The organism is Agrobacterium sp. SORGH_AS 787, from assembly GCF_030819035.1.
Taxonomy (GTDB): domain Bacteria; phylum Pseudomonadota; class Alphaproteobacteria; order Rhizobiales; family Rhizobiaceae; genus Agrobacterium; species Agrobacterium larrymoorei_B.
The window spans coordinates 970,303-992,943 of record NZ_JAUTBG010000002.1; the positions used below are offsets into that span (position 1 = coordinate 970,303).

20 protein-coding genes and 1 pseudogene are annotated in these 22,641 nt (G+C 58.2%); 6 read left to right on the forward strand and 15 right to left on the reverse strand.

Going from position 1 to position 22,641, the window contains the following annotated elements:
• The 8 genes from tsaE to chvI all read right to left on the reverse strand — a co-directional run bounded on the left by tsaE (position 1) and on the right by chvI (position 9,848).
• Complete coding sequence (gene tsaE, locus QE435_RS13965; protein WP_349041745.1) at positions 1–1,518, reverse strand: tRNA (adenosine(37)-N6)-threonylcarbamoyltransferase complex ATPase subunit type 1 TsaE; 1,518 nt, start codon at positions 1,516–1,518, stop codon at positions 1–3.
• Entirely contained in the window at positions 1,515–3,995 is a 2,481-nt protein-coding gene (locus QE435_RS13970; RefSeq protein ID WP_309773097.1) for an ATP-binding protein, read from the reverse strand. Before QE435_RS13970 ends, tsaE begins: the two co-directional genes overlap by 4 nt.
• A 309-nt stretch (positions 3,996–4,304) precedes the next feature.
• The gene (ahcY, locus tag QE435_RS13975) at positions 4,305–5,705 is read right to left on the reverse strand and encodes an adenosylhomocysteinase (protein ID WP_111848737.1); all 1,401 of its coding nucleotides are present in this window, start codon (positions 5,703–5,705) and stop codon (positions 4,305–4,307) included.
• 129 nt (positions 5,706–5,834) lie between these two features.
• The gene (locus QE435_RS13980) at positions 5,835–6,110 is read right to left on the reverse strand and encodes an HPr family phosphocarrier protein (RefSeq protein ID WP_306934714.1); all 276 of its coding nucleotides are present in this window, start codon (positions 6,108–6,110) and stop codon (positions 5,835–5,837) included.
• A gap of 14 nt (positions 6,111–6,124) precedes the next feature.
• Positions 6,125–6,526: a PTS sugar transporter subunit IIA gene (locus QE435_RS13985; RefSeq protein ID WP_306934715.1), complete on the reverse strand. Its 402-nt coding sequence runs from the start codon at positions 6,524–6,526 to the stop codon at positions 6,125–6,127.
• Between the two features lie 146 nt (positions 6,527–6,672).
• The gene (locus QE435_RS13990; protein WP_349041746.1) at positions 6,673–7,137 is read right to left on the reverse strand and encodes an HPr kinase/phosphorylase; all 465 of its coding nucleotides are present in this window, start codon (positions 7,135–7,137) and stop codon (positions 6,673–6,675) included.
• On the reverse strand, positions 7,127–8,917 hold the full coding sequence (locus QE435_RS13995; RefSeq protein WP_306934717.1) for a sensor histidine kinase: 1,791 nt from the start codon (positions 8,915–8,917) through the stop codon (positions 7,127–7,129). The genes QE435_RS13990 and QE435_RS13995 overlap by 11 nt, the downstream gene beginning before the upstream one ends.
• A gap of 205 nt (positions 8,918–9,122) precedes the next feature.
• Positions 9,123–9,848 (reverse strand): two-component system response regulator ChvI, encoded by a 726-nt coding sequence (gene chvI / locus QE435_RS14000; protein WP_306934958.1) that lies wholly within the window; start codon positions 9,846–9,848, stop codon positions 9,123–9,125.
• 339 nt (positions 9,849–10,187) lie between these two features.
• On the opposite strand from chvI, the gene QE435_RS14005 reads away from it, so the two are divergent.
• Complete coding sequence (locus QE435_RS14005; protein ID WP_349041747.1) at positions 10,188–11,798, forward strand: phosphoenolpyruvate carboxykinase; 1,611 nt, start codon at positions 10,188–10,190, stop codon at positions 11,796–11,798.
• Positions 11,799–11,940: 142 nt separating this feature from the next.
• Positions 11,941–12,375, forward strand: a complete 435-nt coding sequence (gene arfB / locus QE435_RS14010) for an alternative ribosome rescue aminoacyl-tRNA hydrolase ArfB (RefSeq protein WP_349041748.1) — start codon at positions 11,941–11,943, stop codon at positions 12,373–12,375.
• Positions 12,376–12,423: 48 nt separating this feature from the next.
• Here the strand turns inward: arfB and coaA are convergent, their stop codons facing one another.
• From coaA to hisB, 7 genes and pseudogenes are all read right to left on the reverse strand, one after another.
• Positions 12,424–13,416 carry a type I pantothenate kinase gene (gene coaA / locus QE435_RS14015; protein WP_306934960.1) on the reverse strand — a complete coding sequence of 331 codons (993 nt, stop codon included), beginning with the start codon at positions 13,414–13,416 and terminating at the stop codon, positions 12,424–12,426.
• Positions 13,417–13,421: 5 nt separating this feature from the next.
• Positions 13,422–13,745 (reverse strand): phosphoribosyl-ATP diphosphatase, encoded by a 324-nt coding sequence (locus QE435_RS14020; protein WP_306934720.1) that lies wholly within the window; start codon positions 13,743–13,745, stop codon positions 13,422–13,424.
• A gap of 20 nt (positions 13,746–13,765) precedes the next feature.
• Positions 13,766–14,542: an imidazole glycerol phosphate synthase subunit HisF gene (gene hisF, locus QE435_RS14025; RefSeq protein WP_306934721.1), complete on the reverse strand. Its 777-nt coding sequence runs from the start codon at positions 14,540–14,542 to the stop codon at positions 13,766–13,768.
• A pseudogene (hisA, locus tag QE435_RS14030) lies at positions 14,539–15,274 on the reverse strand (1-(5-phosphoribosyl)-5-[(5-phosphoribosylamino)methylideneamino]imidazole-4-carboxamide isomerase). The gene hisF and the pseudogene hisA overlap by 4 nt, the downstream one beginning before the upstream one ends.
• A gap of 1 nt (position 15,275) precedes the next feature.
• The gene (gene hisH, locus QE435_RS14035) at positions 15,276–15,926 is read right to left on the reverse strand and encodes an imidazole glycerol phosphate synthase subunit HisH (RefSeq protein WP_306934723.1); all 651 of its coding nucleotides are present in this window, start codon (positions 15,924–15,926) and stop codon (positions 15,276–15,278) included.
• A gap of 1 nt (position 15,927) precedes the next feature.
• On the reverse strand, positions 15,928–16,419 hold the full coding sequence (locus QE435_RS14040) for a DUF2628 domain-containing protein (protein WP_349041749.1): 492 nt from the start codon (positions 16,417–16,419) through the stop codon (positions 15,928–15,930).
• A gap of 61 nt (positions 16,420–16,480) precedes the next feature.
• Positions 16,481–17,077 carry an imidazoleglycerol-phosphate dehydratase HisB gene (hisB, locus tag QE435_RS14045; RefSeq protein WP_062424656.1) on the reverse strand — a complete coding sequence of 199 codons (597 nt, stop codon included), beginning with the start codon at positions 17,075–17,077 and terminating at the stop codon, positions 16,481–16,483.
• A gap of 212 nt (positions 17,078–17,289) precedes the next feature.
• Here hisB and hslV point away from each other — a divergent pair, with 212 nt between their 5' ends.
• The 4 genes from hslV to QE435_RS14065 all read left to right on the forward strand — a co-directional run bounded on the left by hslV (position 17,290) and on the right by QE435_RS14065 (position 22,626).
• On the forward strand, positions 17,290–17,814 hold the full coding sequence (gene hslV / locus QE435_RS14050; RefSeq protein WP_306934725.1) for an ATP-dependent protease subunit HslV: 525 nt from the start codon (positions 17,290–17,292) through the stop codon (positions 17,812–17,814).
• Positions 17,815–17,892: 78 nt separating this feature from the next.
• Positions 17,893–19,200, forward strand: coding sequence for an ATP-dependent protease ATPase subunit HslU (gene hslU / locus QE435_RS14055; protein ID WP_306934726.1), 1,308 nt, complete (start codon positions 17,893–17,895; stop codon positions 19,198–19,200).
• A gap of 185 nt (positions 19,201–19,385) precedes the next feature.
• Positions 19,386–20,339 carry a DUF1402 family protein gene (locus QE435_RS14060; RefSeq protein ID WP_349041750.1) on the forward strand — a complete coding sequence of 318 codons (954 nt, stop codon included), beginning with the start codon at positions 19,386–19,388 and terminating at the stop codon, positions 20,337–20,339.
• 118 nt (positions 20,340–20,457) lie between these two features.
• Positions 20,458–22,626 carry a malate synthase G gene (locus tag QE435_RS14065; RefSeq protein ID WP_349041751.1) on the forward strand — a complete coding sequence of 723 codons (2,169 nt, stop codon included), beginning with the start codon at positions 20,458–20,460 and terminating at the stop codon, positions 22,624–22,626.
• Positions 22,627–22,641 lie beyond the last annotated feature (15 nt).

The window sequence follows — 22,641 nt, forward strand, 5'->3', positions numbered from 1 at the left end:
TCAGTGAGAGTTGAGGTCTATGCCCGCACGCGCGAACCAGTCCCGCAGCGGCGCAAGGTCGGGATGGTCAAGCGCGGCCCGCATATAGGTGAAAGTGCGTGGCATGTGCTTCATATAGCCCGGCTTGCCATCGCGCTTCAAAAGCCGAACCCAGGCGCCGACCAACTTGCAATTGCGTTGCGCCGCCATGATGGCGAAGGCTTTGAGAAACACCTTCTCATCGAAGGCAGGATTTTTTCGGCGAACATCGAGATAGCGCTCCATCATCCGCGCCTGCAGATCAGGCGGGATGGTCACGCGCGCATCCTGTACCAGCGAGGCCAGATCATAGGCCGTCGGGCCGATCATCGCATCCTGAAAATCGATGATGCCCACTTGCTGCGGCGCTGGTTTGTCCTGCTGCCAGATGATGTTCGGCGAGTGGAAGTCGCGCAAGACGAGCCCTGTTTCCACATCGGCAAGCTTGGCGATCAACTGATCCCAAACGGCGAAAAAATCCTGCCGCTTGGCGTCGTCGGTTGGTTTGCCGTCATGGATGTGGGGCAGGTACCAGTCCAGCAGCAACGAGGTCTCGATCTTCATCGCATCGGCATCGAAGCGTGGAATCTCATAGCGCCCACCATCCGGCAGCCCGATCGTTGCAGGCATCGGCTTTTCATGCAGCGCCGCCAGACAGGCAGCGCTTTCGATGTAGCGCTCCTCAATGGGCGCACCATTGGCATCCAGAACGCCTGCGCGTCCCATATCGCTCAAAAGCAGGATGCCTTCATCCATGTCGCGCGCCAGGATTTCGGGCAGCGCGAAGCCTTCGCTTCGGAGATGGAGATCAAGAGCAACGAACGGCTCGACCGTGCGGGCAAGATGCACGATCTCCGAATAGGATTTGCCGTTGTGAAGAGCGGGGCCGGGCGGCTGTGGCTGCCAGTCCATCAACAGATATTGGCTGTCGTCATCACGCACCAGTTCATAGGTGCGATAGGCGGCGTCACCACTGAAATAGCGCCGCGTGGTGCTCCCCTTGCCGTTCCGTTCCAGAAAGCGGCGAATGGCGAAGACCCGCTCAAGCCGCTCGACGTGACGCCGGGATGCTTCGATCACAGCACGCCGGCCGTCTCCCTCGTGTGTGAGGCGCAGCAGGATGGTCGATGCTTTAGGCAGCACGTCGCTTGCCATCTCCGGCCACTCGATCAGGCACACGCCGTCCGACAGCATCTCGTCGATGCCGAGTTCGTCCAGTTCCGACACGTCGGAGAGACGATAGAGATCGAGATGCGCGACGGGAAATCGAAGAGCATAAGATTGAACGATGGTAAACGTCGGGCTCGGTACTTCGAGCTCGGCATCATCGGCGATCGCGCGGATCAAAGCCCGCGCCAGGGTAGATTTTCCAGCCCCAAGATCGCCCACCAGCGCAATGGCATCGCCCGGCTTGACTGCAAGCGCCAGTTCCTCGCCAAGCCGGATGGTCTCGGCTTCATCAGCGAGGAAGAGCGAAAGGGAAAGCGTCTCGTCACTCATTCGGCAGCAATGGACTGCGGCTGATCGTGGGAGGGAATACGGCAGGTCACGACAGTGCCTTCACCCGGGCGGCTGTCAAGCGTAACGGTGCCCTGATGCAGACTGACGAAGCTTTCGACGATGGAGAGGCCAAGGCCTGCCCCCGTGCGTCGGCCGGCCTGGCCGCGTGTCGAGAAGCGGTCAAAGACCGTCTTCAGCATGTCCTCGGGGATGCCGGGACCCTGATCGGCGACCGAGAATACGAAATCGCCCTCGCTACGCTGGCAGGTCAGGCGGATCGCCGAACCTTCCGGCGAGAAGTTGACGGCATTGGTCAGAAGCTTCAGCAGGATCTGCTTCAGCCGCTGGTGATCGGCGACGATGGAGCCGAGATGGGCCGGTGCGACAATCTCGAGCGAAACGCCGCTTTCCTGCAGACGGTCGCTGATCTGCACTGCCACATCGTCCAGAAGCTCGTTCAAATCATTCTCGGCATAATTCAGATGCATGATGCCCGCATCGACGGTCGCTAGGTCGAGAATGTCGTTGACGATGGTCAGCAGCACGGATGACGAGGTCGATATATGATCGAGATATTCGGCTTGGCGATCGTTCAACTCACCCATGCCGGGCGTTTTGAGAAGGTCGGTAAAGCCAATGATATTGGTCAGCGGTGAGCGCAGCTCATAGGAAACGTGCTGGACGAAATCGTTCTTCAGCTCGTCGGCCTTGCGCAGCGCCTCGTTCTTTTCCTTCAAAGCCCGTTCGGCGCGGACGCTGTCCGTCATGTTGACGAAGGTCAGCATGGTCTGCGCGTCGGGAAGTGGGATCACGGCGTAATCGAGCACAAGGCCGGAGAGAAGTTCCAGCGTTCCCTGCTTGGAAGGACGCTCGTCATCGAAGCTGGTGATAAATTGCGCAAAGGCACGCCAGCCATCCGGCTTGTCGTAGGATTGTGCGCAGACGGCTTCGATGGAGCGGATATGCTTGCCGGCTTCGGCCTCTTCCGCGGTAATCGCCCAAAGTGCGCGAAATGCCGGGTTCGACAGGCGAATACGCCCGTCGGCGCCAAACACGGCGACACCTTCGGCGAGATGATCGATGGTTTCGCCCTGAACCTTGACCAGCGTGTTGTAACGGGTCTGGAGATCGACCTGTTCGGTCAGATTCTCGAACACCCAGGTCGCACCGCCTTGTGGATGCGCGGTGGCAATGACACGCAGCGTCTGTCCGTTCGGAAGGTGCCAGAGATCGGTCTTGGTATCGAGTGCGCGATAGACGGAAAGTGCTGTCTCTTTCCAGCTCTTCCAGCTGAGTTGCTCCGGCAGCTTTCCGGCGCTGCGCAGCCGATCGAGAAGCTCGGAATTGCCGGGCTTCGATTCCAGGAACACCAGATCGAGGCCCCAAAGGCGGGCAAAAGCCTGATTGTAGAACTGCAGGCGCTGCTCGCCATCGAAGATGGCGACTGGCGTTGCCAGATGATCGAGCGTTTCCGCATGGCTTTTCAGTGTCCGCTTCAGCTCTTCGCGGATGGTCTCGGCATCGGAAGCATCGATCGCAATACCGGCAGAGCCGCTCGGCGTCTTGATATCGACCACATCGAAGAAGGTTCTGTTGCCGGATACCACGGTGGAGATCCGGTCGTGATAGGGCGATTCCGGCGTTGCCGTGGCACGGATCTTCTGCCGCGTCACCGTGTTCAGCAATTCGCGCTGTTCGGCGACCGCCTGCTGTGGCGTGGTGGCATCCACGGCAATCGCATAGGCGTGGTTCACCCAGATCAGCGCGCCCTCATTGTTTCTGCGCCAGGCGGGCTGCTCGATGGAATCGAGAAGCTCCTGGAAGGTCGACATGGAGGAAAGCAGCCGCTCGCGCTCTACCCTCAGCTCCGCCAGTTCGGCCCGCATATTGTTGAGAGCGATAAAGCGGGCAAAGGCCTTGCCGCCGGACACGCGTCCCTGAACCTCGATGACTTCTCCGCGCTGTGTCTCGATCGTCAGGTCGAAGCTTTGCGCCTGGCCGCGCAGCAGCTCAATTGCCTTTTCCAGCGGTGCTGCCGACGTGGGGCGCAGCCAGCGGCCAAAGGCCAAAAAGTCGGAATCGGCAGACGGCACGCCAGTTTCGGGTGGCAACTGACCAAAGAATTCCGGACGCTCGCCGGTGTCTTCCCAAATGACGATCCGGCGCGACTTGTCGGAAATCAGCGCCTCATATTTGGAAATCTTGTTCTGCGCTTCGGAGAGGGCCGTGCGGTACTCTTTCATCCCAGCTTCGATATTGCCGCGCTGGCGCACCAGCCAGACGATCGAGAAGAGGGTCGCGGAAAGAGCGCCGACGAAGATCGAATAAAGGATGGTTTCATTGGAGGAGAACAAACGTTCGCTTCTTAGGAGGAGCGCACCGTCCTGTGCCCGGGCAACCGTGGCGAAGCCGCTGAGCGCCGTTCCAGCCATCAGCGCGGAGACCGCGCACATCTTTTGGCGCAAGGCGCCTGCCATAGTGGTCAGAGAGCCGCGCAATCGTTCAAGAACAGGCACCTCGTTTCTGCCCGTCTCCACGTTCTTTTGCACCCGCTGGCGCGAGTTCGCTTTTTTTACCGACATCCCCGGTCTGTCTCCGTCCTATGTGCCGCATCTTCGACAAGACATCCCATTTTCGCACGGGCATCCGCCCACACGAATCAAGTCTTCAGACAATACCGTCTCAGCAAATTTCCGGGAAGGGCGGCGCCCAAAAAGAAATCGCGGACTTTGTCAAGTCCGCGACGCCTAGATGTGGTGTATTTGATGTGGATATTAACTATAAAATCAATATCTGTAGTGTTCTGCCTTGAACGGACCCGTCTTCGAGACGCCGATATAATCTGCCTGCGTGTCGGAAAGTTCGGTCAGCTTCACGCCAAGCTTCTCGAGGTGAAGGCGGGCGACCTTCTCATCAAGGTGCTTCGGCAGCACGTAAACGTCGTTCTTGTACTCGCCCTGCTTGGTGAAGAGTTCGATCTGGCCGAGCACCTGGTTGGTGAAGGAAGCCGACATGACGAAGGAAGGGTGACCGGTCGCATTGCCGAGGTTAAGCAGGCGGCCTTCCGACAGAAGGATCATACGGTTGCCCTTGGCAAACTCGATCATGTCCACCTGCGGCTTGATGTTCGTCCACTTCAGGTTCTTCAACGAAGCGACCTGAATTTCGTTGTCGAAGTGGCCGATATTGCCGACGATCGCCATGTCCTTCATCTCGCGCATATGCTCGATGCGGATGACGTCCTTGTTGCCGGTGGTGGTGATAAAGATGTCTGCCGAAGACACGACGTCTTCCAGGCGAACGACTTCGAAACCGTCCATGGCAGCCTGAAGTGCGCAGATCGGATCGATTTCGGTGACCTTGACGCGGGCGCCAGCGCCCTGAAGCGAAGCAGCCGAACCCTTGCCGACATCGCCGTAACCGCAGACGACGGCAACCTTGCCGGCCATCATCACGTCGGTGGCGCGACGGATACCGTCAACCAGCGATTCCTTGCAGCCATACTTGTTGTCGAACTTCGACTTGGTGACGCTGTCATTGACGTTGATCGCAGGGAAGGGGAGGAGACCCTTCTTGCTGAGGTCGTAAAGACGATGAACGCCTGTCGTGGTTTCTTCAGTCACGCCCTTGATGGCATCACGCTGCTTGGTGAACCAGCCTGGCGAGGCCTGAAGACGCTTCTTGATCTGTGCAAAGAGGATCTCTTCTTCTTCAGAGCCTGGGTTGGACAGAACGTCTTCGCCAGCTTCCGCGCGTGCGCCGAGCAGGATGTACATGGTCGCATCGCCACCGTCATCCAGAATCATGTTGGAGAGGCCGCCATCGGTCCATTGGAAAATCTTGTCGGTGTATTCCCAATATTCGGTCAGGCTTTCACCCTTGACGGCGAAGACGGGGATGCCTGCAGCCGCGATGGCCGCAGCAGCGTGGTCCTGCGTCGAGAAGATGTTGCAGGACGCCCAGCGGATATCAGCGCCGAGTTCCTTCAGGGTTTCGATGAGAACGGCGGTCTGGATCGTCATGTGCAGCGAGCCGGAGATGCGTGCGCCCTTCAGCGGCTTGCTCTGACCGAATTCGCTGCGGCAGGCCATCAGGCCCGGCATTTCAGTTTCGGCAATGTCCAGTTCCTTGCGGCCGTAGTCGGCAAGGTTGATATCCGCGACGATGTAGTCCTTGTCAGCGCTCATAAAGGTCTCCTGCTCAAAATGGCAGGGAACCGTGCCGCTGCCTCGTAATTCAGGCTGCGGTTCTAACAGGCAATGGCTGATCTGGCAATAATGATATAAAGAAGTCTTTATGTCTTTATATGGTGGTTATCAAAGTTCTTCGCCGAACCTGTCAGCCACCAGCGCCTCGAGCGCTGCAAGGGCTTCATCCGCCTGATTGCCGCTTGCTTCGACGAGAACGGTACACCCAGGGCTCGCGGCCAGCATCATCAACCCCATGATCGAAGTGCCACCTACCGTCATGCCGTCCTTCGATACAGAGATCGCGGCATCGAACTGTTCCACCATCTGTACGAATTTCGCGGAGGCGCGTGCATGGAGACCACGCTTATTGACGATCAGCAGTTCCTTCGACAGTGAGGACATGAAGCGTGTTCTTCTTATTTGCCGCTGAGAACGCGGCTGGCGACATTGATGTATTTCCGGCCGGCGTCGGACGCTTCCTGCAAGGCCTTGTCCATATTGTCTTCAGTGCGAATGCCGGCAAGCTTGATCAACATGGGGAGATTGACGCCTGCAATCACCTCGACCGTGCCGCTATTCATCACGGAAATGGCAAGGTTGGAGGGCGTTCCGCCAAACATATCCGTGAGGATGATGACGCCATTGCCGTCATTGGCGCGTGTAACGGCGTCGATAATATCCTGCCGACGCTGATCCATGTCGTCTTCGGGCCCAATCGATACGGTCTCGATCAACTTCTGAGGCCCGACCACATGCTCAACCGCGTGACGAAATTCCTCAGCCAGCTTGCCATGGGTGACAAGCACTAGTCCGATCATGAAATGCTCCCTTACACACGCACTTTGCCACCTGGACCTGCGTCTGGTCTGCCGCCCTATCGCAATGCCGCAAACCTGTCCATCGGTGGGACCACATCTTGATGAGGAAAATGGGAAGCGCAAGCCCCCAATTGTGGGATTCTCGTTCACTTTCCCTGTGCTTTGAACAGATTTTGAGCAAGTGCAGCAAATTTTCCATAGGGGGTGATGCTGGAAAGCGGAATCCGAATGAGCGGTAGCCTGTTGCCGGTCGGTAGATCCAGCCACTCAGTCTCCGGCGGCAGGCGAGGGGTGTCCGGGTGCAGAACAGGCGTTACCGCATAGTCCATCGCAGCTGATGGAATGCTTTCAATTTCGACGATACCGCTACCGCGCAATTCAAAAAGTCCGGCAATGCTCTCCGGCCGCTGCACGATCACGCGGTCGGCTTTCGGCGACATCAGAACCTGATCGTCCGCCACGAGCGCGGTATCCAGGCCACACCGTTTTGCCTCCGTCATGAAGCTGAAGGCCAACTCGCTTTTGCCGCTGCCGGAAGGACCGACAAACAGCAGTCCGGTCCCGTCGATGACGATGGCGGTCGCATGGTAATTGATGCGGTCAGCGCTCATGGGTGTGGGCTGCCGGAAGCGACAGAGTGAAGCGGGCGCCTGAGATCACACCATATTTGTCGATGATGTTTTCCGCCTTCAGCGTACCGCCATGGGCTTCGGCAATCTGCCGGCTGATCGAAAGACCAAGGCCCGAATTCTGACCGAAGCCTTCGCTTGCCGGACGGTCGGTATAGAAGCGCTCGAAAATGCGGTCGATATCTTCAGCCTGAATGCCGGGACCATTGTCCTCGACGCGAATCAGGCAGCGATCCTTATGCCGCAGCAGATGGACGAAAATGCGTCCGCCATCCTGCGAGACGAAGGAACGGGCGTTTTCGATCAGATTGGTGACGATCTGGCCAAGGCGAAGATCATGACCGTTGACGACGTAGCTCGTCTTCACACCGGGTTTGTGATCGGCCACGTAGTCGATAGTGACCGTCTTCTTCTTGCTGGAAATCTGTCGCGAGATTTCGACAAGGCCGTTGAGCAGTACCTCAAGATCCACCGGTGAGGAATCGGCACGCGCCAGTTCCGCATCAAGACGCGAGGCATCGGAAATGTCGCTGATCAGGCGGTCGAGACGGCGCACGTCGTGGAAAATGATTTCGGTAAGACGCTGCTTGGATTCGTCCGTCTTCGCGCGCGGCAGAGTTTCGACGGCGCTGCGCAGGGAGGTGAGCGGGTTCTTCAACTCGTGGCTGACATCCGCCGCAAAACTCTCGATCGCATCGATCCGGTCGTAAAGCGCGTTGGTCATTTCTCGGAGCGCAATCGAGAGATTGCCGATTTCGTCCTGACGGGCGGAGAAGTCCGGAATTTCCTCACGTGCCTTGGCACCCCGGCGCACGCGGATGGCGGCGGCTGAGAGACGGCGGAGCGGTGTGGCGATGGTGGATGAGAGAAGCAGCGACAGGACGATGTTCACCAGCGTCGCAATGCCGAAGACGCGCATGATCGCCAGTCGCTCAGCGTGCACGATCTTGTCGATATCGCCCGCCTGTGTGGACAGAAGCAGGACACCCAGCACGGCGCGGAAACGTTGGACCGGAACGGCGACCGAAACGATCAACTCACCTTTTTCGGTGACGCGCACCACAGCGCCACGAACACCCGTCAGCGCGTTCATCACTTCCGGATAGATCGATCCGTCACCGCCAGGCGTCTCTTTGTAAAGAGGCAGGCTGCTTGGCTGCAGCATACGGTTGAACAGACTGGCAAACCATTCGCTCCAGGTCTGGGTCTCAGGTGTCACCGGCGGCAGGTCGTAGCGAAGCACCTGGCCGCGGGAATAAAGATGTCGCGAATCGAGAAGCAGGTTCGCATCCGCGTCGAAGAGGCGGGCGCGGGTGCGGGTCGGCGAAATCAGCCGGCGCAGAACCGGCGCAACCCGCTCGGGATTGATCGGAAAGCTCAAGTCCTCATCATTCGGCACCGGCGTGATGCTTTGACCCGCCTGCAATTCCAGCAGCTTTTCCGGATTGATCGTGATCGAATTGGTATCCACCGACGCCGAGGCGGAGATCGCACCGGCGATGATTTCGCCCTGTGTCAGCAGGCTTTCCACCCGCGCATCGATCAGCCCTTCGCGAAACTGGTTGAGGTAGAGAATACCACCGACCAGCACGACGGTCGCGGCGACATTGAAGAAAAGAATGCGGCGCGTAAGGCTGGAGAAGACGGCGTTGCCGAAAATCCGCCGGATGATCGTCAACGGATGAATCCGGTGCCGCCGACCGCTCTCACGATCGTCGGCATCGGATGTCTCCGATGCGCTATCCTGCGTCTTGTTCAACACGTGCGTTCCTCAGCCCCGATAGTGGAATGAATTTGACATTTGATAGCATGTGCGGCGATCTCGAGGATCAAATGTCAAATTCGTAAATTCCACTAAAAACAAAACTTGCTAGTGGTACTCGCGATTTTGACACTTGTTCTCGAAGCCTCTGCAAGCGGTAGCAAATGTCAAAATCAGACCACTAGTGCGGCGTCATTCTCCGGCCTTAAGCCGCTTCGCGGAAGCGATAGCCCACGCCATAGAGCGTTTCAATCATATCGAAGTCATTGTCGACCAGCTTGAACTTCTTGCGCAGGCGTTTGATGTGGCTATCGATGGTGCGGTCGTCGACATAGACCTGCTCGTCATAGGCGGCATCCATCAGCGCATCGCGGCTCTTGACGACGCCTGGGCGCTGCGCCAGCGAATGCAGGATGAGGAATTCCGTCACGGTCAGAGTGACCGGCTCGCCCTTCCAGGTGCAGGTATGGCGTTCCTGGTCCATGGCGAGCTGGCCGCGCTCCAGCGTTCTCGCCGCCTGATCGGCAGCGGTCTTCATCGGGCTTACACCGGTCGCTGCTGCTTCTCGGCTGCTCGCGCGGCGCAGGATCGCTTTGACGCGCTCGACGAGAAGGCGCTGCGAAAACGGCTTGGTGATGAAATCGTCGGCCCCCATCTTCAAGCCGAACAGCTCGTCGATTTCTTCATCCTTGGAGGTCAGGAAGATGACAGGAAGATCCGACTTTTGCCTGAGACGGCGCAAGAGCTCCATGCCATCCATGCGCGGCATCTTGATATCGAAAATCGCCAGTTGAGGCGGGCGCGCAATCAGCCCGTCAAGGGCGGAAGCGCCATCGGTATACGTTTCGACCTTATAGCCTTCCGCTTCGAGCGCGATCGACACCGATGTCAGGATATTACGGTCGTCGTCTACAAGCGCAATCGTCTGCATAAAATTGGTCTCCATCGTCATTGCAATCTCTGCTCCCGACATTCACCCAGCCTAGGTTGTGCGCCGTGAACACGTCTCATGAGTATAAAGGTGGAACAAATTGTGGCAAAGGCCAATCCCCCGAGAAAGCTCGGCTTTGCAGGATGATTTTCCAGAGGGAGGCATCAGCTGGGATTTGCGAGCCAACTAAACCGATTTAAAAAGGAATAAAATCTTTTAAATCGATTAATATATTGAAATTGTTAGATATTTTTCGATGAGCATCTTGCCATTTCCTATCCTTGCCGGTAGCTTCGCTGAAAATTTACACGGCCCGCATTCAGAAAAAGGGAACGCGCCATGAAAGAACTCGGAGTACACAATCCAGAAAACGGTGTGTCTGCACTTGGTCTGGGCGACGCCGCTGTCGTGCATTACAACCTCATCGAGAGTGAGCTGTACGAAGAATCGATCCGCAACGGCGAGGCGGACTTGACCGTCGATGGCGCGCTGCGTGCCGTTACCGGTCAACACACCGGCCGTTCTCCGAAGGACAAATTCGTGGTGCGCGATGCCAACACGGAAAACACCATCTGGTGGGACAACAACAAGCCGCTGTCGCCGGAGCATTTCGAAATCCTGCACAAGGACATGGTCGCGCATGCGGCTGGCAAGACGCTCTACGTTCAGGATCTCGTGGGCGGTGCCGATGAAGAAAACGCATTGCCGACACGCGTCGTTACCGAGCTTGCCTGGCACGGCCTCTTCATCCGTAACCTGCTGATCCGCCCCGCGCGTGAGAAGCTTGGCTCCTTCAAGCAGAAGCTCACCATCATCAACCTGCCGAGCTTCAAGGCCGATCCTGCCCGTCACGGCGTGCGCACCGAAACGGTGATCGCCTGCGACCTGACCAAGGGCATCGTTCTCATCGGCGGCACATCCTATGCTGGCGAAAACAAGAAATCGGTCTTCACTGTTCTCAACTACCTGCTGCCTGCCAAGGGCGTCATGCCGATGCACTGCTCCGCCAATGTCGGCCCGGATGGTGATGCCGCTGTGTTCTTCGGCCTGTCGGGCACCGGCAAGACAACGCTATCGGCCGATCCGGCGCGCACGCTGATCGGTGACGACGAGCATGGCTGGGGCGAAGACGGTATCTTCAACTTCGAAGGCGGCTGCTACGCCAAGGCGATCAAGCTCTCTGCCGAGGCCGAGCCTGAAATCTACGCGGCAACGCGCCGCTTTGGCACGGTTCTGGAAAACGTCGTTCTCGACGAAAACCGTGTTCCGGACTTCAACGACAATTCGCTGACGGAAAACACGCGTAGCGCCTATCCGCTGCACTTCATTCCCAACGCCTCGAAGACCGGCCTTGCCGGTCATCCGAAGACGATCATCATGCTGACCGCCGATGCCTTCGGTGTGCTGCCGCCGATCGCGCGTCTGACACCGGAACAGGCCATGTACCACTTCCTCTCCGGCTACACCGCCAAGGTTGCCGGTACGGAAAAAGGCGTGACTGAGCCGGAAGCCACCTTCTCGACCTGCTTTGGCGCTCCCTTCATGCCGCGTCATCCGACGGAATACGGCAACCTGCTGCGTGATCTGATTGCGCAGCACGGCGTGGATTGCTGGCTGGTCAACACCGGCTGGACCGGTGGTGCCTACGGCATCGGCAAGCGCATGCCGATCAAGGCAACGCGCGCGCTTCTCACCGCTGCACTGACTGGCGAGCTGAAGAACGCCCAGTTCCGCACCGACGCCAATTTCGGCTTCGCCGTTCCGACTTCGCTCGAAGGTATCGACAACAGCATCCTCGACCCGCGCTCGACCTGGGCCGATGGCACCGCCTACGATGCGCAGGCCAAGAAGCTGGTCAACATGTTCGTCACCAACTTCACCAAGTTCGAAGATCATGTCGACAGCACCGTGCGTGACGCTGCTCTTGGCCTGCTGGCTGCCGCCGAGTAAGGACTCGATCTCTTCACGATACGAACCCGGCCTTGTGCCGGGTTTTTCGTTTGATATTCTATATGATCATTCTGGTGCTTGAAGCCGGCCTGATGGTTTTCATTATCTTGGATCTGTGGCATCACGCCTGCCGGAGAATGACATGGCAAGCGCGCCCCTTTACATCAGCAGCAGAATAACAATTGCCGGATGGGAACTGACGGAGCAATTCGTGCTGGCTGGCGGGCCGGGTGGCCAGAACGTCAACAAGGTCTCCACCGCGGTTCAACTTTTCTTCAATATCACGGCTTCTCCGGCGCTGTCGGACCGGATCAAGACCAATCTCGTGAAGCTTGGTGGACGGCGCGTCTCAAAAGACGGAGTGTTGATGATCGAGGCCAGCCAGTTCCGCACACAGGAGCGGAACCGGGAAGATGCGCGGGAGCGTCTGAAGGAATTGATCCTCAAGGCAGCCGAGCCCCCGCCGCCGCCGCGTAAGGCCACCAAGCCGACGAAGGGTTCGGTCGAGCGCAGGTTGAAAGCGAAATCAGGCCGGTCTGATATCAAGAAGATGCGCGGCAAGCCCGGGCAGGATTAGCCATCCCGAACAGATACGAGACGGCCCGATCCCGTCGGAAACAAAGACCTAAAGCTTTCTCAACGCCACCATATCGATCAGATGGTTCTGGCCTTTCCGCAAGATGAGGTCAGCGCGCGGGCGCGTGGGCACGATATTCTCGCGCAGGTTCTTGAGGTTGATATTTTCCCAAAGCCCTTCTGCAATCGCCAGCGCTGCCGTTTCCGAAATCGACGCATAGCGATTGAAGTAGGATGTCGGATCGCGAAAGGCGGTGTTGCGCAGGTTCATGAAGCGGTTGACGTACCAGTTATGGATGACCTTTTCGTCTGCATCGATATAGATCGAGAAGTCAAAGAAGTCCGAGACCATCGGCACGATACGACCGCCTGCCGGCAGGTTGCGCGCCTGCAGCACGTTGATGCCTTCGAAAATCAGGATGTCCGGCCGGTCGACATTGGTGAACTCGGTTGGCAGCACGTCATAGACCAGATGCGAGTAACGCGGCGCCTGGACATTCGGCTGGCCGGCCTTGATGGCGGAAAGAAAGCGAAGCAGCGCGCCAATGTCATAGCTTTCGGGAAAGCCCTTGCGATCCATCAGATTTTCGCGCCGCAGCACCTCGTTCGGATAGAGAAAGCCGTCCGTGGTGATCAGATCGACCTTCGGACTGGAGGGCCAGCGCGCCAGAAGCTCTTTCAGAATACGGGCGGTGGTGGATTTGCCCACTGCAACCGAGCCTGCGATGCCGATGACGAAGGGCGTCTTGTTGACGTGCTCCATATTGAGGAAGCGATTGCGCTGCGCGAAGAGCAGTTGCGACGCTTCCACATGCGAGGAAAGAAGACGTGAGAGCGATAGATAGATCCGCCGGACCTCATCGAGATCAATCGGGTCATCCAGTGAGCGCAGGCGCTTCACCTCGTCGGCGGAGAGCGTCAAAGGCGTGTCGGCGCGAAATTTCGACCATTCTTCCGAGCTGAAGAAGTGATAGGGCGAATACTCATCCGGTCTGAAATGATCGAGTGTCGTTGGCATGCCTTGCTCCCCCCTGCGTGCCATCGTCGTCATGATTGAGGCCTTGATGCCTTTTCCTGCAATCCGGACTGACCTGTCCGTCTCTCCAACTCCGCAAACACATCGGAGAGAGGGATATCGGCGATCTTGAGGACCACGAGAAGATGGTAAAGCAGATCGGCTGCCTCATCCGTCAGGTTTTTGCGATCCTGTGAGATGGCCGCGATGACCGTTTCGACCGCTTCTTCGCCGAGCTTCTTGGCGGCCTTGTTCTGACCGGCGGCAAAAAGCTTGGCCGTCCAGGATTGATCAGGCGATGCGCTGGCGCGTTCGGCAACGATGCGCTCGAGATCGGAAAGGGAAAACCCGCTCATGCTGCTTGTCCTTTGAAAGATCAGTCGAGACGCATGGCAATGCCATGATCGGCCATATAGGCCTTGGCTTGCCCGATCGTATAGGTGCCAAAGTGGAAGATCGACGCCGCCAGAACCGCCGTCGCATGGCCTTCCTTCACGCCCGCCACCAGATCATCCAGATTACCGACACCGCCGGAAGCGATAACCGGAACACGAACCTGATCGGCAATCGTGCGGGTCAGCGCGATGTCGTAGCCGCTCTTCGTGCCGTCGCGGTCCATGGAGGTGATCAGCAACTCGCCGGCGCCGCGCTCCACCATCTTCACGGCAAATTCCACCGCATCGATTCCCGTGGGCTGGCGTCCGCCATGGGTAAAGATTTCCCAGCGATCGGCCTCGCCGTTGCTCGACACCTTCTTGGCGTCGATGGAGACGACGATGCACTGATTGCCGAACTTATCCGCCGCCTGCGCGACGAAATCCGGGTCTTTGACCGCAGCCGAGTTGATCGACACCTTGTCGGCACCGCAAAGCAGAAGCTTGCGAATATCGGACACGGCACGAACGCCGCCACCCACCGTCACCGGCATGAAGCAATGATCGGCTGTGCGCGAGACCACATCGAAGATGGTTTCGCGATTGTCGGAAGACGCAGTGATGTCGAGAAAGCAAAGCTCATCGGCACCGGCCGCATCATAGGCCTTCGCCGCCTCGACAGGATCGCCCGCATCGATCAGATCGACGAAGTTCACGCCCTTGACGACGCGACCGTCCTTTACATCAAGGCAGGGGATAATGCGTGCTTTGAGTGTCATGCCTTCGCCCCCTTGATCAGCGCCAGTGCTTCCGCCGGATCGATACGCCCGTCATACAGCGCGCGCCCTGAAATTGCACCTTCCAGCTTCGCGGCATCCGGCTCGAGCATGCGCTTGATATCGTCCATCGAAGCAAGCCCGCCGGATGCAATCACCGAGAATGGAAACCGCATTGGCAAGCTCAAGCGTCGAGGCCCAGTTGATCCCGGCCAGAATGCCGTCACGGTCGATATCGGTGTAGATGATCGCCGCCACGCCTGCGCCTTCGAAGCGCTTGGCAAGCTCGATCACACCAAGCTCGGAAGCCTCCGCCCAGCCTTCCACCGCGACCTTGCCACCCTTGGCGTCGATGCCCACGGCAACCTGGCCGGGGAAGCGCTTGCAGGCTTCCAGAACCAGAACCGGATCGCGCACCGCAACGGTACCGAGAATGACGCGAGCGAGACCGCGGCTCAGCCATGCTTCGATATGCTCCAGCGTGCGAATACCGCCGCCGAGCTGCACCGGGTTCTTGGTGGATTTCAAAATGGCATCGACAGCTTCGCCATTGACGGTCTGTCCGGCGAAAGCGCCGTTCAGATCCACCACATGCAGCCATTCGAAGCCCTGGTCTTCAAAGGCTTTGGCTTGCGCACCGGGATCGGTGTTGTAGACGGTGGCCTGGTCCATATCGCCAAGCTTCAGGCGAACGCACTGGCCGTCTTTGAGGTCGATTGCGGGAAAAAGGATCATGTCAGGGCTTCCAGCGCAGAAAATTCGAAATGAGGGCAAGGCCGAGCGTCTGGCTCTTTTCCGGATGGAACTGAGCCCCGGCCATATTGTCGCGCCCAACGAAGGCCGTCATCGCTCCACCGTAATTGGTGGTGGCGATGACTTCGTCGCGATGCTTCGCCGCCAGATGGTAGGAGTGGACGAAATAGGCGTGCAAGCCATCGGGCCCGGTCTTGATGCCATCGAAGAGCGGGTGAGGGCGGTGCAGTTCCAGCGTATTCCAGCCGATCTGCGGAATTTTGAGAGCCGGGTCCGATGGGGTCATCTCCACCACATCGCCTTCGATCCAGCCGAGCCCCTCGGTCACGGTCTTTTCAAGGCCACGCGAGGACATGAGCTGCATGCCCACACAGACGCCGAGGAAGGGATGACCCTTCTTCTCCACCACGTCGATCAGCGCCTCATGCATGCCCGTCACCGCACCTAATCCGGCACGGCAATCGGCATAGGCACCGACGCCCGGCAGCACGATGCGGTCTGCCGATGCGACGCTTTCAGGCCGGTCGGTCAGATCGATCGTCGCGTCGATGCCGGCTTCCCTTGCCGCACGCTCGAACGCCTTGGTCGCGGACCGAAGGTTGCCGGAGCCGTAGTCGATAATTGCCACACGCATGTCAGCGCCTTCCATTCAAATCGAATTGGAACGAACCAGCCGGATCGTTCGTCATGAAGCCACCCGCCGCTTCGCGCACTTTCCATTCAGGTTTGGAGACCGAACCCTGTAACGGATGCTCGTCTTCGGGGAGGTTCGAAAAATAGATCTCTTCCGCTGTCGAACGATCATGTGAGACGATCACGTCCTTCAGCGTCCAGCCCTTGGCAATCAAATGACGCTGAAGCAGGTTGCGACCTTCGAATCCGGCTATCAGTCCGACAGCCGCGGCAAAAAGAAGCCCGGTGATGCCGAAACCGTCAAGGCGCGAGACCTGACCGGCTGCAACCTGCAAGATAACGATCGATGCGGCCATCCACCACATGCGGTGAATGGCAAACCAGAGCCATGGAAAAAACAGAGCAAGCCAAGAAAATCTGTCCGCGATGAAGCGTGTGGTGCGATGATCCCTGTCGGGCCCGCCCGGTGCTTCCAGAACAAGATAAGATGTCATTGGCGTTCCTGACGACGTTCAGAGCAGTACCGCTGTCGGGTGCTCTTCATGTTTCACCGGATCAGGCCAGCATACCCTTCGTTGAAGGAATGCGACCTGCCTGCCTGGGATCGATTTCAGTGGCGCTGCGCAAGACACGCGCAACCGCCTTGAAGCACGTCTCGGCGATATGATGGTTGTTGGCGCCGTAGTGGTTGAGAATATGCAGCGTGATCCCGGCATTCTGCGCCAGCGCCTGGAAGAATTCGCGCACCAGCTCGGTATCGAATGTACCGATCTTCGGTGCGGAGAATTGAACGTTCCAGACCAGGAAAGGGCGGCCGGAAATATCGACGGCGGCCTTCGTCATCGTCTCGTCCATGGCAAGATCGAGCGAGGCATAGCGCGTGATGCCCTTGCGGTCGCCCAAGGCCTTGGCAATGGCCTGGCCGATGGCAATCCCTGTATCTTCCACCGTATGATGATCGTCGATGTGAAGGTCGCCCTTCACGTCGATCTCCATGTCGATCAGGGAATGGCGGCTCAGCTGGTCCAGCATATGGTCGAAAAATCCGACGCCTGTCGAGATTTTTGCCGTACCGGTTCCATCGATATTCACGCGGACCGAGACGGAGGTCTCGTTGGTCTTGCGGGAAATCTCGGCTGTGCGCTCTGCCATTGCGGCTGCTCCTTGGACAATCTGGCCGTTCCTTACCAGCCCGCACCTCAAATATCCAGTCATTCCATCGTCTTGTAAGTGCCACCCGGTTGCTACGGTTAAGCAAGATTGCAATCGGCAAAACGGGACTTACATAATTTGCGAAAAGGACGGCAGCTCATGAGCGGTCCGATAGAGTAGATACAAGGCCCAGATGGGCAGACAGGTGCTTTATGACCACAATCATTACAGTGAGAAAGGGCGGCAAGGTCGTCATGGCCGGCGACGGACAGGTCAGCCTCGGCCAGACGGTGATGAAGGGCAATGCCCGCAAGGTGCGTCGCATCGGCAAGGGCGAGGTGATCGCCGGTTTCGCCGGTGCCACAGCGGATGCCTTCACCCTTCTCGACCGGCTGGAAAAGAAGCTGGAGCAATATCCTGGCCAGTTGATGCGCGCTGCGGTCGAACTCGCCAAGGATTGGCGCACGGATAAGTATCTGCGCAATCTCGAAGCCATGATGCTCGTCGCCGACAAGTCGATCACCCTTGCCATCACCGGCAATGGCGATGTTCTGGAACCGGAGCATGGTGCCATCGCCATCGGTTCCGGCGGCAACTACGCCTTTGCTGCGGCACGTGCCTTGATGGATTCCGAGAAATCCGCCGAGGACATTGCGCGTCAGGCGCTCGATATCGCCGCAGACATCTGCGTCTACACCAACCACAATCTCGTCGTCGAAACGCTGGACGCTGAATAAGCGGACAGACCACCAACCCGTGGTTCCTGCGGGCCGGGCTGCCATAGCTGGCCGCAACAGGAAGCCGAAAGGATCGAAATGACCACTTTTTCTCCCCGGGAGATCGTCTCGGAACTCGACCGCTACATCATCGGTCAGCACGATGCCAAACGTGCGGTCGCAATCGCACTTCGCAACCGCTGGCGCCGCCAGCAGCTCGATGAGAGCCTGCGCGACGAGGTGATGCCGAAGAATATTCTGATGATCGGCCCGACCGGTGTCGGCAAGACCGAAATCTCAAGACGCCTTGCAAAGCTTGCCGGTGCGCCCTTCATCAAGGTGGAGGCAACGAAATTCACCGAAGTCGGCTATGTCGGCCGTGATGTCGAACAGATCATCCGCGATCTGGTCGAGATCGGTATCGGGCTTGTGCGCGAAAAGATGCGCGCCGAGGTGCAGGCCAAGGCTCATGCCAGCGCCGAAGAGCGTGTTCTTGACGCTCTCGTCGGGCAGACCGCGTCGCCCGCCACCCGGGACAGCTTCCGCAAGAAGCTGCGTGACGGCGAACTCGACAAGAAGGAGATCGATATCGAAGTCGCCGACACCGGTTCCGGCATGCCCGGCTTCGAGATCCCCGGCATGCCTGGCGCCAATATCGGTGTGCTCAATCTGTCTGAAATGTTCGGCAAGGCCATGGGCGGTCGTACCAAGAAGGTCCGCACCACGGTGGAGAAATCCTACGCCGAACTGATCCGCGATGAGTCGGACAAGCTTCTGGACAACGAGCAGATTCAACGCGAAGCGGTCAAATCCGTCGAAAACGACGGCATCGTCTTCCTTGACGAAATCGACAAGATCGCAGCCCGCGATGGCGGAATGGGTGCCGGTGTTTCTCGCGAGGGCGTCCAGCGCGATCTGCTGCCGCTGGTCGAGGGCACAACGGTCTCCACCAAGTATGGACCGGTGAAGACGGATCACATTCTCTTCATCGCGTCGGGCGCTTTCCACGTCGCAAAGCCTTCGGATCTGCTGCCGGAACTTCAGGGCCGCCTGCCGATCCGCGTGGAGCTGAAGCCGCTCACGAAGGAAGATTTCCGTCGCATCCTGACCGAGACTGAGGCGAGCCTGATCCGCCAGTACAAGGCGCTGATGGCGACCGAAGAACTAGACCTGGATTTTACCGACGACGCCATCGATGCACTGGCCGACGTGGCGGTCCATCTCAATTCGTCGGTCGAGAATATCGGTGCGCGCCGTCTGCAAACGGTCATGGAGCGTGTTCTGGACGAAATCTCCTTCAACGCGCCCGATCGCGGTGGCTCGTCGGTCAAGATCGATGACGCCTATGTCAAGGAACATGTGGGCGATATCGCCGCCGACACGGATCTGTCGCGGTATATCCTCTAAAGCGCACCCATGGCTTTGCAGTCAGCCTAGGTATTAAAATAATGAAGAGTGCGGCAAATCTTGCCGCACTCTTATTTTATCGGCCTTCTCTCGACATAAGGCATCGCTTTTCGTTAATGAATGTCGAAAGTCGATCCTCTGGATTACTCCGGCATCAGAGCCGACAAGAGAAAAGGCATCCGCTCGTGCGCAAAACTCTTCTGGCATTGGCAGCACTTCTGGCCATTGGCACCGTTCTTCCGTCCTATGCTGAGGCCGCGACACTTGTGCCGCCTGGAAACCGCAATGCGGAACAGCCGAATGTTCCGGGTGCCTCCGCACGCCGCACCAAGGGGTCTAACTCCACCTATGAGCGGAAGTATCAGAAGGTCTACGAGCTTCTGTCCAGCGACAAGCAGCTAATCTCCAAGATCAAGTCGACGGCCAGCCGCTATGGTATCGATCCGATCCATATGATCGGCGCGATCGTTGGCGAACACACTTACAATGTCGATGCCTATGATCGCCTCCAGTCCTATTATGTGAAGGCAGCATCTTATGCTGGAAACAGCTTTCGCTTCGGCTATCAGGATGAAACGATCGCGCAGTTTCTGACGCATTCGCAATTCACCAAATGTCAGTCGAAAAGCGATTCCTACAGCCTGTGGAATTGCCGTGAAGACGTCTGGGAAGCAAGCTTCCGCGGCAAGAAGGTGGATGGCGTGAGCTATCCTGACAACCGCTTCAGCGCCGTCTTCTTTCAGCCCTTCTATGCCGGACAGACATTCGGTCTCGGCCAGATCAATCCGCTGACGGCGCTCATGCTTTCGGATACGGTCGCGCGCACGTCTGGCTACGAAAAGCTGGACGAGAATGACGCCGCTGCCGTCTACACGGCCATCATGGATCCCGATCATTCGCTTGCCTACATGGCGGCCGCCATCCGCAAATCCATTGATGATTATAAGTCCATCGCCGACATGGATATTTCCAAGAACCCAGGCCTGACATCGACTCTTTATAATCTCGGTGGCTCGCAGCAGCGCGCAGCAGTGCTCGCCCAGAAGAACCGCCAAAGCGGCGCGACCGTCTGGCCGGAAGAAAATTATTACGGCTGGCTCATCAACGAAAAGCTTCCGGAACTCGAAAAACTGCTCTAACTGGAACAGGTGGTCCGGATTATTTCCGGAAAGGAAAAAATCTTTGATGCTTCGCGACAGTTGACGGACGCGGGGTTCACCCTCCACTCTATGGCAAATGACCATAGGGAGATATGTTGTGAGCCGCATCGAGCATAACGGGCTGTCATTCGACGCAACGCTTTACCAGTTCTTGAAGGATGAGGTTCTACCTGAGACCGGGGTGAACGCGGACACCTTCTTTGACGGGTTCTCTGCCATCGTCCACGATCTGGCGCCGAAGAACAAAGAGCTTCTTGCCAAACGTGACGCCTTCCAGGAAAAGCTCGATGGTTGGTATCGCCAGAACGGCGCGCCCTCCGATCTCGCTGCCTATGAAGCCTATCTCCGCGAGATCGGCTACATCGTGCCGGAAGGTGAGGCCTTCAAGGTCAACACCCAGAACGTCGATCCTGAAATCGCCGAACTCGCTGGGCCGCAGCTCGTCGTGCCGGTGATGAATGCCCGCTATGCGCTGAACGCGGCCAATGCCCGCTGGGGTTCGCTTTACGACGCGCTGTATGGCACGGACGCGATTGCTGAAGACGACGGTGCCGAAAAGGGCAGAGGCTACAATCCTCGTCGCGGCGAAAAGGTCATTGCCTGGGCAAGATCTTTCCTCGACGGCTCGGTGCCGCTTGCCAGCGGCAAATGGGCAGATGTCAGCGGCTTGCGAGTCGTTGACGGTGCTTTGAGCATCGATCTGGACGGCAGTTCGACAACACTTGCCGATCAGTTACAATTTGCCGGCTTCGATGGCGATGCGTCCAAGCCATCCACCGTTCTGCTGAAAACCAACGGCATCCATATCGAAATCGTCATCGATCCTACCACCAACATCGGCAAGGGTGATCGCGCCGGTATCTCCGATGTCGTCCTTGAGTCGGCGCTCACCACCATCATGGATTGCGAAGACTCGGTTGCAGCCGTTGATGCCGAAGATAAGCTGGTTGTCTATCGCAACTGGCTCGGCCTGATGCGCGGCGATCTGACGGAAGAGGTTTCCAAGGGCGGTGAGACCTTCACCCGCCGCCTCAATCCGGACCGCAACTACACAGCACCTAGCGGTGTGGCTCTGGCGCTTCCCGGTCGCTCGTTGATGCTGGTGCGCAATGTCGGTCACCTGATGACCAACCCGGCCATCCTCGACCGTGATGGTCAGGAGGTTCCGGAAGGCATCATGGATGCCGTCATCACCGGTCTGATTGCGCTTTACGATGTCGGCCCGAACGGTCGCCACCAGAACTCGCGCGCCGGCTCCATGTATGTGGTGAAGCCCAAAATGCACGGGCCGGAAGAGGTTGCTTTCGCAGCTGAAATCTTCAGCCGTGTGGAGCAGCTTGTCGGCATGCGACCAAACACCATGAAGATGGGGATCATGGACGAGGAGCGCCGCACGACGGTCAACCTCAAGGAATGCATTCGTGCCGCCAAGGATCGCGTCGTCTTCATCAATACCGGCTTCCTCGATCGCACCGGCGATGAAATCCACACCTCGATGGAAGCAGGCCCGATGATCCGCAAGGGCGACATGAAGCAGGCGGCCTGGATTGCGGCTTACGAAAACTGGAATGTCGATATCGGTCTCGAATGCGGCCTCTCCGGCCACGCGCAGATCGGTAAGGGCATGTGGGCCATGCCCGACCTGATGGCTGCCATGCTGGAGCAGAAGATCGCTCACCCCAAGGCTGGCGCCAACACCGCCTGGGTCCCGTCGCCGACCGCGGCAACGCTGCACGCGACTCACTACCACAAGGTGGATGTCGCCCACGTTCAGGAAGGGTTGAAGAGCCGCGGTCGTGCTAAGCTTGCCGATATTCTCTCCGTTCCAGTCGCCGTTCGCCCCAACTGGACGCCAGAAGAAATCCAGCGGGAACTGGACAACAACGCCCAGGGAATTCTGGGCTATGTCGTGCGCTGGGTCGATCAGGGCGTCGGCTGCTCCAAGGTACCCGACATCAACAATATCGGCCTGATGGAAGACCGTGCCACGCTGCGCATCTCTGCCCAGCATATGGCAAACTGGCTGCGCCACGGCGTCGTCTCAGAGGATCAGATCGTAGAGACCATGAAGCGCATGGCAGCCGTGGTCGATCAGCAGAATGCCGGCGACGCGGCCTATACGCCCATGGCCGGCAACTTCGATGGTTCGGTGGCGTTCCAGGCTGCAGTCGAACTGGTGCTAAAGGGGAGGGAGCAGCCGAACGGCTACACCGAGCCGGTCCTGCACCGTCGCCGTCTTGAGCTGAAAGCCAAGCAAACCGCCTGATTGTATCATCTATCG